The sequence below is a fragment of the Herbidospora sp. RD11066 genome, from assembly GCF_054661255.1.
In genome coordinates this window covers 202,017-216,625 of record NZ_BAAGDO010000004.1, presented here as the reverse complement: position 1 = coordinate 216,625, position 14,609 = coordinate 202,017, and the positions used below count along the sequence as shown (strand labels likewise).

Below are 14,609 nucleotides of genomic sequence, written 5' to 3'. Positions count from 1 at the left end.
AGCTTGCGAGTTGTGTGAGGGCCCTCACGTCAGCCGCGGAGAGGAGGGCGGTCGTGTCAGCATCGCACAGCGCTTCCCGTGAAGCGGTGATAGATCCACGACACGGGGACGCGACCTCTGGGGCGGGACGCCTGCCGGTCTCCGTTGACCGGCGGCACAGGCCCATCGCCTCCGATAACAGCCGAAAACGCAGTAGCCGTCAACTCAAGGTCGACGGCTACTGCGTTAACAAGTCACGCGGATTAGTTGGTTCGCTCCGATGAGAACTTGGCATCATCGAGCAGGCCGGGGAGCTCGGACATCGTCTTCAGCTCCTGCTGGCACCGCTCACACGAGTCGAGGTGGCGTTCGAAGGCCTCGACGTCGCCGTCGTCAAGCACCCCGAGGGCGTAGGCCGCCACTTCGAAGTGTGACGACTCGGACATCAGCTGGCCACTCCCCTCTCCTTCAGGACCCCGCGGAGGGAACGCAGAGCGTAGTACAGCCTCGATTTCACAGTACCCGGAGGAATCCCCAGTATCACTGCGGCCTCGTTAACCGTACGGTCCCGTAAGTATGTCTGTTCGATAACTTCTCGGTGATCGGCGCTTAGACCGCGCAAGGCATCAGCGACGACGATCGCCGCCAAGGTCTTGTCGGCACCGTCCGGTACCGCGATGCTGTCCGCTTCGGGAGGTTCCACCTCCCGAGGACGGACACCGCGGCGGCGGCGGCCGTCGATCACGATGCGGCGAGAGACGGTGAGGAGCCATGCCCAAAGCAGTCCCCTCTCCCATGTCAGTTTCGCCGCGTTACGCCAGGCACGAAGCAACGTCTCCTGAACGACGTCCTCCGCCCACTGAAGGTCGTTGCCGGTCGTCTGCCTGACCTGACGGAGCAACGGACCACCGAACTCGTTATAGAGCTCCCTGATGAGGCGATCATCCCAATCAGGGTCTGTGTCGGGGTCCAGACGCTCGAACCGGCTGTCGAGTTGTCGGCGCACAGGCCACATATTTGCATCAGGCTTTGTGGCCTGTACACAACTCTGACAACTCTCGTCATTTCTAACTATTCCTGAACCATCCGCCCCAAGGCCGCGTACCTCCCCCCGAAAGAGAGGAGACGCCATGCGGTTCCGGTTCGGGGAGCTCGTGGTCTTCGCGGTATTCCTGTTCGCGGCGGCCGTGGCCGTCATCGTCGTCGTGCCGCAGGAGCAGGCGACGGCGAGTCAGGGATTCACGTCGACCCGGTGGGGCCCTTTGAGCCCTGCCGACAAGGACTTTCTCGTGAAGGTGCGGTGGGCGGGGCTCTGGGAGATCCCCGCCGGCCGCTGGGCCCAGGAGCGCTCGCAGAACGAGAAGGTCAAGATCGCCGGTCAGCATCTGATGACTGACCACGCGAAGCTCGACGAGCAGGTGCGGGCGGAAGCCGCCGCCCTCGGCGTGCTGCTGCCCAACGAACCCAACCCTGACCAGCAGCGCTGGCTGGGTGAGATGTCGAACGCGACAGGCGCGCAGTTCGACCAGATCTTCGCCGACCGGCTGCGCGCCGCGCACGGCAAGGTCTTCTCCGTCGTCGCCGCCATCCGCGCGGGGACGAGGAACGACAAGATCCGTGCCTTCGCCGCAGAGGCCAACACGGTCGTCATGAAGCACATGCGCGTGCTTGAGGAGACCGGACTGGTGGACTACTCCGCGCTTCCGGTCCCGCCGGTTTAACCAGGAGGAACAAGAACATGCGTAAACGCGCCATCGCGGTGGCGGGAGCACTGCTGGCGGGGTCTCTGGTGGCCCTGACCACGTATCCCACCCCGGCCCTCGCGGCCTGTGATCCAGCGATCGGCGGCGCCGAGTGCGATGCACTCGGCCCGGCCCTGGCCGACTTCGTCGACATCCGTCGAGTCGGCCGCGCGCAAGGCGTCGTCGCAGGTGGCGGATCGTTCACGTCGTCCTGTGGCCGGAACGAGAACCGGCACCACAACTCCGACAACCACATCGTCGCCCCGGGTGTCACCAACGGCGCCCACCACGTCCACGACTACGTGGGCAACCTGACCACGAACGGCTTCTCCACCGACCAGTCCCTGGCCGCCGGTGGCACCACCTGCCGGAACGGCGACAAGTCGGCCTACTTCTGGCCCATCCTCCGTATCCGCCAGGACATCGTGAAGCAGGGTCAGCAGCAGCAACAGCAGCAGCGTCAGCAGCAGCAGGACCCCAACCAGCAACAGCAGCAGGACCCGAACGCCCAGCAGCAGGATCCCAACCAGCAGCAGCAGGACCAGAGCGGTCAGCAGCAGGACCCCAACCAGCAACAGCAGGACCAGCAACAGCAGCAGGATCCCAACCAGCAGCAACAGCAGCAGGACCAGAGCGGTCAGCAGCAGCAACAGCAGGGCCAGCAGCAGAACCAGCAGCCCGTGGCTCAGTCCTTCAGCCGCCAGCAGCAGCCGCAGCCCCAGACCAACTCCCGCCGCGGCAACAACGGCAACAACAACGGCGGTAACAACAACGGGAACAACGGCGGCCAGAACGGCGGCCAGCAGCCCCAGCCGCAGCAGACCGGTCAGCCCCCGCGTCCCGGCCAGGACGGTTCGGAGATCGGCGGCTTCCTCGACGGCAACGTCGGCCGGATCCTGACTCCTCGTCAGGTCAGTCTCCAGTTCCGCGGCAACCGGTTCAGCCGGGTCGTCGCGATGCCCCGCTTCCTGCGGGTGATCACCGGTGACGCCAAGGCGGCCACGAACGGCCCGACCAACGCCCGAGCCCAGTGGACCTGCACCGGTTTCACCAACCGGGCCAGCTCCGACAAGTATCCGATCTGCCCGAGAGGCAGCGGTGTGGTGCGCATCCTGGACTTCCCGAGTTGCTGGGACGGTGCGAACACCGACAGCGCCAACCACCGGACGCACATCGTGTTCCCCGACCAGAGCGGCCGCTGCCCCCAGGGCACCCGGGCCGTTCCCCAGCTGCGCATGACGCTGGTGTACGCGGTGCCTCAGGGGGCCAGCTTCGCCGTGGACGCGTTCCCCGAGCAGAAGCACAACCCGATCACCGACCACGCCGACTTCCACAACGTCATGCCCAACAACCTCATGAACTTCATGGTCAACTGCATCAACCGTAATCGCCGCTGCTGACCGGCGGCTCAGGGCCCTCGGCAGATCCCCCCTTAACCGGAGGAATCAGTGTCAAAAAGGCGGGCTCATCGGCGATCCGAGCGCTTCGATCTTCAGAAGCGGGGCGTTCGGATCGTCCTGGGCTCTCTCGCGTTCACCATCATGGCCGGCTCCCTGCTCGGAGCCCGTCTGGGCCTGAGTACCCAGGTCCTCGCGATGGCGCAAGAGTTCCTCACGTTCTACGCGGGCGTCTTCTCGCTCGTGGCTCTCACGATGACCGTCGGGCTCGGGCTGCTCACGTCCGAGCGGATGATCCTGCCGATCAAGTGGCGGGTCCGGGCCCAGCTGGTGCACCGGGGCTCCGCGCTGATCGGCGTCGGGTTCCTGGTGGTCCACATCGGCATGAAGATCGCGGCCGGGCTGGTCCCGTCGTACGGGTCGGTGATTCCCACCACCAACCTGGCGGTCGGAGCCGGCGCCGTGGCGTCGGACCTGTTCATCGTGATCATCGCCACCGGGGTCATGCGCGGCCGGTTCGCCATGGCCGTGCACCCCTGGGTCTGGCGCGGCCTGCACGACCTCGCCTACCTGGCCTGGCCCGTATCGATCCTGCACGGCCTGGCGGCCGGACGTACCCCCGCCGCCTGGGTCGCGTGGAGCTACATCCTCTGCATCGTGGCCGTCGGTACCGCTCTCATGATCCGCGCGATCGTCTCGCTCAGGCCGAAGACGACCATGCAGGACGAGATGGAAGAGCTGCCGATGCCGCAGGAGGACGCGAAGCGCAAGAAGATCAGGGAGGCCGAGCGTGAGCAGGTCGCCCAGCCACAGAAGCTAAGGAGGGTTGTCTAAGACATGATTCCCTACCGCGTCTCCAAGATCCGCAGGCTCGGCCCGGCCCGGCTCACCGCCGGTCTCGACGAGCACCGCCGGATGGATCTCGACACTCACTACGAGATCCACGGCAAACTCGACGGCCAGACCGTCGACTCACTGATCTCGCTGGCTGAAGAGGTCGACCTGCGGGGACGCGGTGGGGCGGCCTTCCCGTTCGCGCGCAAACTCAGGGCCGTCCAGGCCAACGCGCGCAACTCCGACACCGTCGTGCTGGTCAACGCCGCCGAAGGCGAGCCCGCCAGCATGAAGGACAAGATGCTGCTCACCCGCAAGCCGCACCTCGTTCTCGAGGGCGCGCTCCTGGCGGCCAGTGCGCTGGACGCCAAAGAGGTGGTCATCGCGACCCCCGCGGGCGAGCTGGCGGAGGGCTCGATGCGCGCGGCCGTGGCCGAGCGCGGGCTCATCGGGTACGTCCGGGTGGCCGGCATCCAGGAGCGGTTCATCTCGGGCGAGGGCGGGTCCCTCGTCCGGGCGGTGAACGGCGAGCTGGGCCAGCCGTCCGGCCGCAAGGTCCGGACCAGCGACGCGGGTGTCCGCGGCCTGCCCACTCTGCTCTCGAACACCGAGACCTTCGCCCAGCTGGCGCTTCTGGCTGAGCTGGGCCCGGAGGAGTACGGCTCCGTCGGCACCGTGCAGGAACCCGGCACCACCCTCCTCAGCGTGAGCGGGTCGGTCAAGGCACCCTCGGTCGTGGAGGTCACGCCCGGGGTGCCGCTGGCCCAGGTGCTCGACATGTGCGAGGCGGACGTCGGCGACGGCGTCCTGATCGGCGGCTACCACGGCAAGTGGCTCAGCGCGGCCGACGCCTACGGCGCGATCGTCTCGCGCCGGGGCATGCAGCAGGCGGGCGGTGAGCTCGGCGCGGGCATCATCGTTCCGCTGGGCCCGGACACGTGTCCCCTCGGGGAGACGGTCCGGGTCGCGGCGTACCTGGCCCAGCAGTCGTCGGGGCAGTGCGGCCCGTGCCGCATCGGCCTGCCGGCGCTGGCCAGGGCGCTCTCCGACCTCACGATGGGCGACCCGCAGGCCCACGACCTGGTGAAATCGGCCGCCACGGCGGTCAAGGGCCGCGGCGCCTGCTTCCACCCCGACGGCACCACGCGGTTCGTGCTGTCGGCGCTGGAGGCCTTCGCCGAGGACGTCGACGAGCACATCATCAACGGCTCGTGCGGCCGGGGTGTGAAGAACACCCTGCCGATGCCGATCACCGAGGCCAGCGACGTGCGGCTGGTGGTCGACTGGACCCGCTGCCAGGGTCACGGCCTGTGCGCCCACCTCATGCCCGACCTGGTCAAGCTCGACCACCACGGGTTCCCGGTGTTCATGGACGCACCGGTTCCGACCTGGGCGAAGAGCGAGGCCCAGCGCGCCGTCGAGATGTGCCCGGCCCTCGCCCTGCGAGTCGACGCGCGACGGTGACCGTTTCGTAATGTTCGCGATCGTCTCACGAGGTAGTACCAACCCTCGGGGAGTGATCAGCAGTGGATCGTCGTGAATTCCTGTCCGCGGCGGCGCTCGCGCCGTTCGCGGGCTCGGCGCCCGACTGGCGCGCACTGGACAAGACGTTGAAGGGCCGTCTCGTACGGCCCGGCGACGCCTCCTACGCCACCGCGAAGCGGGTCTTCAACGTGGCCTTCGACAACGCGGCCCCCCGGGCCGTCGCCTATTGCGCCACCGCCGCCGACGTGGCCGCGTGCGTGGGGTTCGCCCGCCGCAACGGCCTGGCGGTGCACCCGAGGTCGGGCGGCCACTCCTATGCCGGGTGGTCGACCGGCCCGGGCCTGATCGTCGACGTCTCGCAGCTCAAGAGCGTGCGGCACACCGGCGGGCTGGCGACCGTGGGTTCCGGGGCCAAGCTCATCGACGTCTACTCGACCCTCGCCAAGAGCGGCGTCAGCATCCCTGCGGGCTCGTGCCCGACGGTCGGGGTGGCCGGCCTCACGCTGGGCGGCGGGATCGGGGTCGTCTCCCGGCGCTACGGCCTGACCATCGACGTCCTCAGGTCGGTCTCCCTGGTCACCGCGGCCGGGAAGCTCATCACCGCCTCCGCGAACAGTCATCCCGACCTCTTCTGGGCGTTAAGGGGAGGCGGCGGCGGAAACTTCGGCATCGCGACCTCGTTCACCTACCAGACCCACCCCATCCAGGACGTCACCGTCTTCACGATGAGCTGGCCATGGTCCCAGGCGTTCAATGTGGTGAAGAAGTGGCAGAAATGGGCTCCCGCGGCACCCGACGCGCTGTGGGCCAATTTGCACCTCTCTCAGGACCCGGGGAGGTCTGTCCGTGTCACCGGGCTCTATTTGGGCTCCAGATCGCGTTGTGAGGCCCTCCTGAAGGGTTTCACCGCTCCGACACGGACTGTCAGAACGATGGGTTATCTCCAGGCGATGTATTTCATGGCCGGATGTACGAATTCGGCGTCCTGCCACAACGGGCCGCGCGACCGGTTCAGCGCCAGTTCGCATTTCGCGTACACGGGAATGAGCGATTCGACCATTCGGGCACTTATCGCCCAAGTCGAGCGGCCGGGGCGGCACATCGTTCTCATCGACGCGTTGCGCGGCGCGGTCGGCCGGGTGGCTCCCGGCGCGACCGCTTTTCCTCATCGCAATGCGTTGTTCAGCGTCCAGTACTACGCGCACTTCGAGAACGCAAGTCCGTGGGTGCGCTCGGCCCGCGATTCGATGACTCCACGGCTCGGAGCGCATGCCTACATTAACTACCCCGATGTAGGCATAAATGACTATAAGGACCAGTACTGGGGCTCCAATGCCGCCCGGCTGGCCCAAGTGAAGAAGACCTACGACCCCACGGGGTTCTTCAGGCATCCGCAAGGGGTGTGAAGAACGCCAGCACCTCCGGGTTGGCCATGGCGTCGGGGTTGGCGGCCTTCTCGACCGGGACCCCCTGAAGGATCTTGCGCACCGGCACTTCGAGCTTCTTGCCCGAGAGGGTGCGCGGGATCCCGGGCACGGCGACGATCTCGTCGGGCACGTGGCGGGGTGACAGTTCCGTGCGGAGCGCCGTTCTCAGCTCCTTGACGAAGGTCTCGTCGAGTTCGCCTCCGTCGGTGAGGGCGACGTACAGGAGAAGACGGCCCTCCTGACCGAGGCGGCCGGTGTCGATGACGAGGCTGTCGGCGATCGCGTCGAAGCGTTCGACCACGCGGTAGAACTCGCTGGTGCCCATGCGGACGCCGCCCCGGTTGAGGGTCGAGTCGGACCGGCCGTAGATGACGCTGCCCCCGCCGGGGAGGATCTTGATCCAGTCGCCGTGCCGCCAGACGCCCGGATACTCCTCGAAGTACGACTCGCGGTAGCGGTGGCCGTCGGGGTCGTTCCAGAACATCACCGGCATCGAGGGCATCGGCGCGGTGACGACCAGTTCGCCGACCTCGTCGGTGACGGGGTGCCCGGCGGGGTCGAACGCCTCGACGCGGGCGCCCAGGGAACGGCACGGGATGACGCCGGCGTGCACGGGCAGCGTGCGCACCGCGCCGACGAAGCCGGTGCAGACGTCGGTGCCGCCGGAGAACGAGCCGAGCTGGACCTCCGCCGACACGTCGGAGTAGATCCAGGCGAAGCCCTCGGGCGGGAGCGGGGAGCCGGTCGAGCCGATGCCCTTCAGCCTGCCGAGCCCCTCAGGCTTCAGGCCGGCCTTCATCGAGGCGACGATGTAGGGGGCGCCGGTGCCGAAGTAGGTCACGCCCTCCTCGGCGACGACGTCCCACAGGGCGCTCGTGGAAGGGTGGGCGGCCGAGCCGTCGTACAGGACGATCGTCGCGCCGACCAGCAGGCCGCCGATGAGGTAGTTCCACATCATCCAGCCGGTGGTGGTGTACCAGAAGAACAGGTCGTCCTCGCCGAGGTCCTGGTGAAAGGTCAGCGACTTCAGGTGCTCCACGACGATCCCGCCGTGGCCGTGCACGATGGGCTTCGGGAGCCCGGTCGTCCCCGACGAATAGAGGATCCAGAGCGGGTGACCGAACGGCACCCGGTCGAAGGCCAGGTCACCGGGCCGGACGAACGCCTCCCACTCGGACACCCAGACGGTCGCGTTCAGCGAGGGCAGCCGGGCGGCGATGTCGGCGACGACCTCGCGGCGGTCGAAGTACTTCCCGTTGTAGGTGTAGCCGTCGACCGCGATCAGGACCTTCGGCTCGATCTGGGTCAGCCGGTCGATGACCGAGGGCGCCCCGAAGTCGGGCGAGCACGACGACCAGATCGCCCCGAGCGACGCCGTGGCGAGGAACGCGATGAGCGCTTCCGGGATGTTCGGGAGATATCCGGCGACCCGGTCTCCCCTTTTCACCCCGAGTGCGACGAGCCCGGCCCGCGCTTTCGCGACTTCGTCGCGCAACTGCCCGAGGGTGTACGTCCGCCGCACGCCCGTTTCATCCCGAAAAATAACCGCAAGACGGCCAGAAGGGCCTTTTAGTGCGTTTTCTGCGTAATTGATGAGGCTGCCGGAGAACCACTGCGTTCCGGGCATGCCACCGTCAATGACCGGCCCGTCGGCACGGTCGCCGATGACGCCGAAGTAATCCCAGACCGACGTCCAGAAAGCCGCCGGTTCCTCGACCGACCACGACCACAGCGCGTCGTAGGAGCCGGGCCTGCCCACCGCTTCCTGGAAACGGGTGATCCGGGCGTCCCGGATGACCTCGGCCGACGGGACCCAGAGCACGTCACCTTCATTGACCATGGATCCATAGTGCTGTTACGTCACCGGCCTGTCAGTGTCGGCCCCCCACATAACGGTCGGTGAGGCGGGCCACCGCGGCGACCACTTCCGAGGGGTTCGACAGGTCGGGCAGCACCATGTCGGCGCCCGCCTCGGTGAGTTCGGCGGCGGTCGAACCGCCCGACGCGACCGCGATCATCGCCGCTCCGGCGATGCGGGCCGCCTGCACGTCGCGGGTCGAGTCGCCGATCAGCACGGTCGAGAAGGCCGCGCCGTACTTCTCCTTGGCCCGGCCCTGGGCGACCTGGAGCAGGCTCGCCTTCGGGTAGACCTCCTCGCCGAAGCCGCCGATCGTGAAGTCGATGTACTTGTTCAGGCCGAACGCGGTCAGTTTGTGCACCGCGTTGGGCGTGATCGTGCCGGTCAGCACCGACTGGACCGTCCCGTCGAGACGGGAGACCGCCCGCAGCGCGTCCTTCGCGCCGGGCATCGCCCGGCCCTGCTTGGTGAGCCGGTCGCGCCGGTCGCCGAACGAGCGGGCCAGGGCGTCGATGAACGCCGGAAGGTGGTTGTCGTCGACCGTGATGCCGTTGGTCGCCAGCGTCTCGAAGATGATCTCCGAGTCGGGGCGCCCCTTGGCCGGGACCAGCTTCACGAGGGGTCGCCCGGTGACCGCGCGGAACGCCTCGGCGAAGGCGTCCCGCGTGACGATCGTGACGTCGACCAGGGTCAGGTCGATGTTCCAGAGGACGAGTCGGCGGTCGATGGGGGGCCTCCGGGTCGATAAGGGTGACTTCGCCCAGGGTAAGGCCCACTGGTGACGATCAGGTCAGATCAGATCCATCGCGTCTGAAAGCGAGTCGACGACGGGGAACCCGAGGGCGGCCAGTTCGGCGCGGCTGGTCATGCCGCCGGTGTAGAGGACCGCCCGCGCGCCGACGTGCTGCGCGGCGATGCCGTCGTCGACGCTGTCGCCGATCACCACGACCTTCGCGGGATCGAGGTCGAGCGCCTTCACATGGGCTTCCATGTGGTCGGCCTTGTGGTCGGCGCGGCCGGACGGGCGCAGGCCGTCGACCCGGGTGAAGTGGTGGTCGATGCCGAACTCGGCGATCTTGGGGACCAGCCGTTCGTGCTGCCACATCGACAGCAGCGACTGGCTGCGGCCCGAGTCGCCCCACGCGGTGAGGCTGGCCACCGCGCCGTCGGACAGCAGGCAGGCCTCCATCAGCCGGTGGTAGTGGTCGTGGAAGCCCTGGTCGAGGCGCTCCCATTCGCCCTCTTCGAGGGCCCGGCCGATGATTTTCTCGTATGCGACCCAGATGGGCCGGCAGTAGACGCCCCGGAAGCCGTCGAGGTCGATCGGCGGCAGCCCGTAGGGGCGGAAGATCTCGTTGGTGGCGCTCACGACCGCGTCGGAGTCGTGAAAGAGCGTCCCGTTCCAGTCCCAGACGATGTGTGTCATAGCGCTCTCAAGGCTAGCCGAGCACGTCGGGGATCTCCTGAGTGGCATACCAGAGCAGCTCGTGGGCCTCGGCGCCGTCGACGGTGAAGCGGGCGTCGTCGTCTCCGGCGTCGGCGGCCTTCAGCGCGAGCGCGGCGGCTTCGACGTCGGGCACCGCCGACACCTCGTCGACGTGGGCGGCCCGGATCAGCCGCATCGGGACGGCCGCGCCGAGCCTGACCCGGCCGCGCTCGGCGACGTCGGGGCTCACCTGGACGTCGGCGTCGGGGATGTCGGCGGCGATGACCACCCGGCGGGCCGGGGCGGTCACGCCGTCGGCCAGGTCGGCCGCGATCATCCGCAGCGACGCGCGCGCCGCCTCCGAGAGGGCCACGTATTCGAGCTCCTCGGTGTCTCCCGAGACGTACCACTCCACGAGAGCGGGCGTCACGGCGAAGCCGGTCAGCGGAGCGGGGCCCAGCTCACCCGCGGCGGCCGTGCGGGCCAGCGCGGGGAGTGTGCACGGAAGGTAGACACGCATGGTGACGAGTGTCCCATCACGCCGGCCTCAGAGGCACCTTGAGCAACGCCTCGAGCTCGGTGATGGTCGTCTCGGCGTGGGTGTGGTGGATGCCGGTGAAGCCCAGTTCGCGGGCGGCCACGATGTTGGCCTCGATGTCGTCGATGAAGACGCACTCATCGGGTTCGAGCCCGACCAGGCCGACGGCGTGGGCGAAGATGCGCGGCTCGGGCTTGCGCATGCCGACCTCGCCCGAGATGACGACGGCGTCGAACGCGTCGTCCCAGCCGGTGCGGTCGTATTCGTTGCCCCACGAGTTCGACACCAGGCACGTCTTGTAACCGGCCTTGCGCGCGTGCCGGAGCATCTCGAACATCGCCTCGACCGGCAGGAACCCGGCGAACATCCGGGTCAGCAGGCCCTCGGCGACCGGTGGCACCCCGTTGTGCGTGAGCAGCTCGGCGGCCAGCGCCGTCTCGAAGGCCAGAGCGGTGATCTCCCCGCGCTCCAGCGTGTGGATCGGGTTCTCGGCGCCGTCCCCGCCGTACGCCGCCGCGATCATGCCGCGCATCACGTCGGTGTAGTGCGCGGCGTCGATGCGGTCGGCGACCAGCCACGTGTTGATGGACTCGGCCATGCTCGTGGTGAGCACCCCGGCCCAATCGATAAGCACCCCTTTGACCGTCATGTGGTCAAAGGGTAGTCATCGCGCGCCCGTGGTGATGCGCCGGGCGACCGCGCGGTGCTCGGCGGTCTTGAGCATCCTGGCCGCCGCCGACGGGTCGGGGAAGGCGCGCGGGTGGCTCAGCCCCCAGTCCTCCTTCAGCGCCAGCACGCGTTCGACGGAGGCGTTCAGCCGGGTCGCGGTGATGCGCCCCGACGCGATCGCCGCCAGGACGGCGTCACGCGCGACGTCGAAGTCGGGCGGCATGAGCAGGATGTCGACCCCGGCCAGGATCGCCCGGACGGCCACCTCGCCGTCGCCGTACTTCTTGCGCACGCCCTCCATGTTGAGCGCGTCGGTGAAGACGACCCCCTTGAAGCCGAGTTCGCCGCGCAGCACCCCGGTGAGGATCTTCTTCGACAGGGTGGCCGGGTCGCCCGACGGGTCGAGCGCGGGCATCACGATGTGGGCGCTCATGATGGCGTCGACGTCGTTGGCGATGGCCTCTTTGAACGGCGGCGCGTCGAGCTTCTCCCACTCGGCGCGGGTGTGGTCGATGACCGGCAGCGAGGTGTGGCTGTCGACGTTGGTGTCGCCGTGGCCCGGGAAGTGCTTCACCGTCGCCGCGACACCGCCGTCGTGGAAGCCCTGGACGGCCGCGCCGACCATGTCGGCGACCTCCTCGGGATCGTTCCCGTAGGCGCGCGGGCCGATGACCGGGTTGTTCGGGTTGACGTTCACGTCGGCGACCGGCGCGAAGTCGAGCGAGATGCCGAGCGCGTTCAGCTCTTCGGCGGTGACCCGGGCGGCGTCGCGGGCGTTACGCGTGTCACCGGTCTGGCCGATGACCGAGGCGCCGGGCAGGTCGGTGACGATGCCGTCGAGCCGGGAGACGAGCCCGTTCTCCTGGTCGACGCCGATGAGCAGCGGCACCTCCGGGGAGGCCGCGCGCAGCCCGGCGGTGAGCTGGGCGACCTGCCGGGCGTTCTCGATGTTGCCCGTGCCGGGGAACAGGATCACGCCGCCGAGGTGGTATTTCTCGATGACCTCGGCGGGGGTGCCGACGCCGTAGCGGGCCTGGTTCTCCTGGTGCACGGTGTCGGCGGCCGAACCGTAGAGCACCGGCATGAAGAGCTGGCCGACCTTCTCCTCGACCGTCATGTCCAGCGTCGGGGACGGCGAAGGCGACGGTGACGGAGGTGGCGGCGCCACGACGGTCGAGGTGGCGGGGGTGGGGAGTGCGGTGCGTGGCGGAGTGCTCGAACACCCCGCCACCACGACGAGCAGGCCGGCGCCGAACAGCGCCCTGTGGAGGGACACCCCGACACCGTAGCGGTTAGAGCCCCAGATCAACGAGGCCGGTCAGGTGGGCGCGGGCCGCCTCCTTCGCCTCGGACGCGCCCGGTGCGGATCGGGCGGCGTCGGCCGCCGCACGACACTGGCCGAGCGTGTGCCGCGCCAGCGACGCGCGCACCCACGGCAGCGCCGGAGACCCCATCGACAGCGACGTCACGCCCAGGCCGACGAGCACGCACGCCAGCACCGGATCGGCCCCCGCCTCGCCGCACACGCCGCAGCTCTTCCCGGCCGCGCCCGCCGCCTCGGCGGCCAGCGCGATCAGGTCGAGGACGGCCGGATGCCACGGATCCTGCAGGTCGGAGACCCCGGCGACCTGGCGGTCGGCGGCCATGGCGTACTGGGTGAGGTCGTTGGTGCCGATCGAGAAGAAGTCGACCACCTCGGCCAGATGGCGGGCGCGCAGCGCGGCCGACGGCACCTCGATCATGATCCCGGCGGTCTCCAGCCCGGCCGCGTGGCAGGCGTCGGCGAACCAGGCCGCCTCCGCCACCGTGGCCACCATCGGGGCCATGACATAGGGGATCGTCTCGGTGCCCTCGGCGGCGCGGGCCAGCGCGCCGAGCTGGGCGGCCATCATGTCGGGGTAGCGCTTGAACATGCGCAGGCCGCGTTCGCCCAGGGCCGGGTTGGGCTCCTCGCCGGGCGGCGGCAGGAACGTCAGCGGTTTGTCGGCGCCCGCGTCGAGGGTGCGCACCACCACCCGGCCGCCGGGGAACGCCTCGAAGACGGCCCGGTAGGCGGCCTCCTGCTCGTCTTCGGTGGGCGCGTCGGCGCGGTCGAGGAAGAGGAACTCGGTGCGGTAGAGGCCGACGCCCTCGGCGCCGTTGGCCAGCGCCGACTCCAGGTCCTTCGGGCCGCCGATGTTGGCGAGCAGCGGCACGGGGTGGCCGTCGGCGGTGGCGCCGGGTCCGGTCGTACCGGAAAGGACCTCGGCGCGGGCCCGTGCGGTCTCGACGGCGGCGCGGGCGGCCTCGGGTTCGGGCTCGATGACGACCTCGCCGGTCGCGCCGTCGACCAGCAGCAGCGTGCCCTGAACCAGCGCGGTCGCGCCCGCGCAGCCCACGACGGCGGGCACGCCCATCGCGCGGGCCAGGATCGCGGTGTGACTGGTCGGCCCGCCGTCTTCGGTGACGAAGGCGGCCACCAGGTTCCGGTCGAGCAGCGCGGTGTCGGCGGGCGCGAGGTCACGGGCCACCAGGATGTACGGCTCGGTCGCGTCGACCGGCACCCCCGGCATCGGCGCGCCGGTCAGCCGGGAGATGGCCCGGTCGCGGATGTCGTCGAGGTCGGCCACGCGCTCACCGAGGTATCCCCCGGCGGCGGCGAGCAGCTCGCGGTAGGCCCCGAAGGCCTCGTACACGGCCCTCTCACCGGAGACCCCCTGGTCGATCAGCTCGTCGACCCCGTCGGCCAGGCCCGGGTCGCGGGCCATCATCGCCTGGGCCGACAGGACCTCGGCGGCCTCTCCCCCGGCCCGCTCACCGCGCGCGTCGAGGTCGGCGGCGACGTCTTCGAGCGCGGCCGTCGTGCGGGCCTTCTCGGCCTCGGCGTCGCCCGCGTGCTTGAGGTTTTCAGCAGGTTCGGGGATCGAGCCGATGAGCAGGTGGGCGGCGGCGTAGCCGGTGCCGGGGCTGACTCCGGAGCCCTTCAGGACGGTCGCCATCAGGGCGCTCCGGCGATCGAGACGAGCTCTTCGAGCAGGTCGTCGTCGCCGTCGGTGCTGATGGTGATGGCGTCGCCCTTCTTCACGTCGAGGGCCAGCACCGCCAGGATGCTCTTGGCGTCGACCGGCGCGCCGTCGCCCTTGGCGAGGGTCACGCTGCCGGCCGATCTGGTCGCGGTCTGCACGAACGTGGCGGCGGGACGGGCGTGCAACCCCACCTCCGCCTCGACGATGAGCCTTCGTTGCGGCACGCTGCCTCCTTCGGGTCCGGCGGTC

Annotated in this window: 15 protein-coding genes; 5 read left to right on the top strand and 10 right to left on the bottom strand. The window is 69.1% G+C overall.

From position 1 onward, the window contains the following. Positions 1-242: 242 nt before the first annotated feature. Together ACYQ78_RS17825 and ACYQ78_RS17820 are read right to left on the bottom strand one after the other, a co-directional pair. Positions 243-425, bottom strand: coding sequence for a zf-HC2 domain-containing protein (locus tag ACYQ78_RS17825; RefSeq protein ID WP_459801966.1), 183 nt, complete (start codon positions 423-425; stop codon positions 243-245). Then, a complete protein-coding gene (locus tag ACYQ78_RS17820) occupies positions 425-994 on the bottom strand; it encodes a sigma-70 family RNA polymerase sigma factor (RefSeq protein WP_459801965.1) in 570 nt (189 codons plus the stop codon). The genes ACYQ78_RS17825 and ACYQ78_RS17820 overlap by 1 nt, the downstream gene beginning before the upstream one ends. Before the next feature lie 115 nt (positions 995-1,109). On the opposite strand from ACYQ78_RS17820, the gene ACYQ78_RS17815 reads away from it, so the two are divergent. The 5 genes from ACYQ78_RS17815 (at position 1,110) to ACYQ78_RS17795 (ending at position 6,843) form a co-directional block, all read left to right on the top strand. Beyond that, positions 1,110-1,700, top strand: coding sequence for a DUF4142 domain-containing protein (locus ACYQ78_RS17815; protein ID WP_459801964.1), 591 nt, complete (start codon positions 1,110-1,112; stop codon positions 1,698-1,700). A gap of 17 nt (positions 1,701-1,717) precedes the next feature. Next, positions 1,718-3,121, top strand: coding sequence for a DUF1996 domain-containing protein (locus tag ACYQ78_RS17810; protein WP_459801963.1), 1,404 nt, complete (start codon positions 1,718-1,720; stop codon positions 3,119-3,121). 141 nt (positions 3,122-3,262) lie between these two features. Further along, positions 3,263-3,952, top strand: a complete 690-nt coding sequence (locus tag ACYQ78_RS17805) for a hypothetical protein (protein WP_459801962.1) — start codon at positions 3,263-3,265, stop codon at positions 3,950-3,952. Positions 3,953-3,955: 3 nt separating this feature from the next. Continuing rightward, positions 3,956-5,416, top strand: a complete 1,461-nt coding sequence (locus ACYQ78_RS17800; RefSeq protein WP_459801961.1) for an NADH-ubiquinone oxidoreductase-F iron-sulfur binding region domain-containing protein — start codon at positions 3,956-3,958, stop codon at positions 5,414-5,416. 62 nt (positions 5,417-5,478) lie between these two features. Further along, positions 5,479-6,843 (top strand): FAD-binding oxidoreductase, encoded by a 1,365-nt coding sequence (locus tag ACYQ78_RS17795; RefSeq protein ID WP_459801960.1) that lies wholly within the window; start codon positions 5,479-5,481, stop codon positions 6,841-6,843. On the opposite strand, the gene ACYQ78_RS17790 is transcribed toward ACYQ78_RS17795, so the two are convergent. The 8 genes from ACYQ78_RS17790 to ACYQ78_RS17755 all read right to left on the bottom strand — a co-directional run bounded on the left by ACYQ78_RS17790 (position 6,821) and on the right by ACYQ78_RS17755 (position 14,584). Then, positions 6,821-8,704 (bottom strand): acetoacetate--CoA ligase, encoded by a 1,884-nt coding sequence (locus ACYQ78_RS17790; protein WP_459801959.1) that lies wholly within the window; start codon positions 8,702-8,704, stop codon positions 6,821-6,823. The two genes, ACYQ78_RS17795 and ACYQ78_RS17790, sit on opposite strands and share 23 nt — an antisense overlap. Before the next feature lie 31 nt (positions 8,705-8,735). After that, entirely contained in the window at positions 8,736-9,449 is a 714-nt protein-coding gene (locus tag ACYQ78_RS17785; protein ID WP_459802412.1) for an HAD family hydrolase, read from the bottom strand. Between the two features lie 63 nt (positions 9,450-9,512). Beyond that, positions 9,513-10,148: an HAD family hydrolase gene (locus tag ACYQ78_RS17780; RefSeq protein WP_459801958.1), complete on the bottom strand. Its 636-nt coding sequence runs from the start codon at positions 10,146-10,148 to the stop codon at positions 9,513-9,515. A gap of 13 nt (positions 10,149-10,161) precedes the next feature. Then, complete coding sequence (locus ACYQ78_RS17775) at positions 10,162-10,668, bottom strand: DUF6912 family protein (RefSeq protein WP_459801957.1); 507 nt, start codon at positions 10,666-10,668, stop codon at positions 10,162-10,164. Positions 10,669-10,684: 16 nt separating this feature from the next. Continuing rightward, positions 10,685-11,335, bottom strand: coding sequence for an HAD family hydrolase (locus ACYQ78_RS17770; RefSeq protein ID WP_459801956.1), 651 nt, complete (start codon positions 11,333-11,335; stop codon positions 10,685-10,687). A 15-nt stretch (positions 11,336-11,350) separates the two neighbouring features. Continuing rightward, complete coding sequence (gene nagZ, locus ACYQ78_RS17765; RefSeq protein WP_459801955.1) at positions 11,351-12,631, bottom strand: beta-N-acetylhexosaminidase; 1,281 nt, start codon at positions 12,629-12,631, stop codon at positions 11,351-11,353. Positions 12,632-12,647: 16 nt separating this feature from the next. Next, entirely contained in the window at positions 12,648-14,333 is a 1,686-nt protein-coding gene (ptsP, locus tag ACYQ78_RS17760) for a phosphoenolpyruvate--protein phosphotransferase (RefSeq protein WP_459801954.1), read from the bottom strand. Next, positions 14,333-14,584, bottom strand: a complete 252-nt coding sequence (locus ACYQ78_RS17755; RefSeq protein WP_459801953.1) for an HPr family phosphocarrier protein — start codon at positions 14,582-14,584, stop codon at positions 14,333-14,335. Before ACYQ78_RS17755 ends, ptsP begins: the two co-directional genes overlap by 1 nt. Positions 14,585-14,609 lie beyond the last annotated feature (25 nt).

Bases quoted from the DNA above. Each gene is read 5' to 3' on its own strand.
- ACYQ78_RS17825 (WP_459801966.1), bottom strand. From the start codon at position 425: ATGTCCGAGTCGTCACACTTCGAAGTGGCGGCCTACGCCCTCGGGGTG.
- ACYQ78_RS17820 (WP_459801965.1), bottom strand. From the start codon at position 994: ATGTGGCCTGTGCGCCGACAACTCGACAGCCGGTTCGAGCGTCTGGAC.
- ACYQ78_RS17815 (WP_459801964.1), top strand. From the start codon at position 1,110: ATGCGGTTCCGGTTCGGGGAGCTCGTGGTCTTCGCGGTATTCCTGTTC.
- ACYQ78_RS17810 (WP_459801963.1), top strand. From the start codon at position 1,718: ATGCGTAAACGCGCCATCGCGGTGGCGGGAGCACTGCTGGCGGGGTCT.
- ACYQ78_RS17805 (WP_459801962.1), top strand. From the start codon at position 3,263: ATGGCCGGCTCCCTGCTCGGAGCCCGTCTGGGCCTGAGTACCCAGGTC.
- ACYQ78_RS17800 (WP_459801961.1), top strand. From the start codon at position 3,956: ATGATTCCCTACCGCGTCTCCAAGATCCGCAGGCTCGGCCCGGCCCGG.
- ACYQ78_RS17790 (WP_459801959.1), bottom strand. From the start codon at position 8,704: ATGGTCAATGAAGGTGACGTGCTCTGGGTCCCGTCGGCCGAGGTCATC.
- ACYQ78_RS17780 (WP_459801958.1), bottom strand. From the start codon at position 10,148: ATGACACACATCGTCTGGGACTGGAACGGGACGCTCTTTCACGACTCC.
- ACYQ78_RS17775 (WP_459801957.1), bottom strand. From the start codon at position 10,668: ATGCGTGTCTACCTTCCGTGCACACTCCCCGCGCTGGCCCGCACGGCC.
- ACYQ78_RS17770 (WP_459801956.1), bottom strand. From the start codon at position 11,335: ATGACGGTCAAAGGGGTGCTTATCGATTGGGCCGGGGTGCTCACCACG.
- ptsP (WP_459801954.1), bottom strand. From the start codon at position 14,333: ATGGCGACCGTCCTGAAGGGCTCCGGAGTCAGCCCCGGCACCGGCTAC.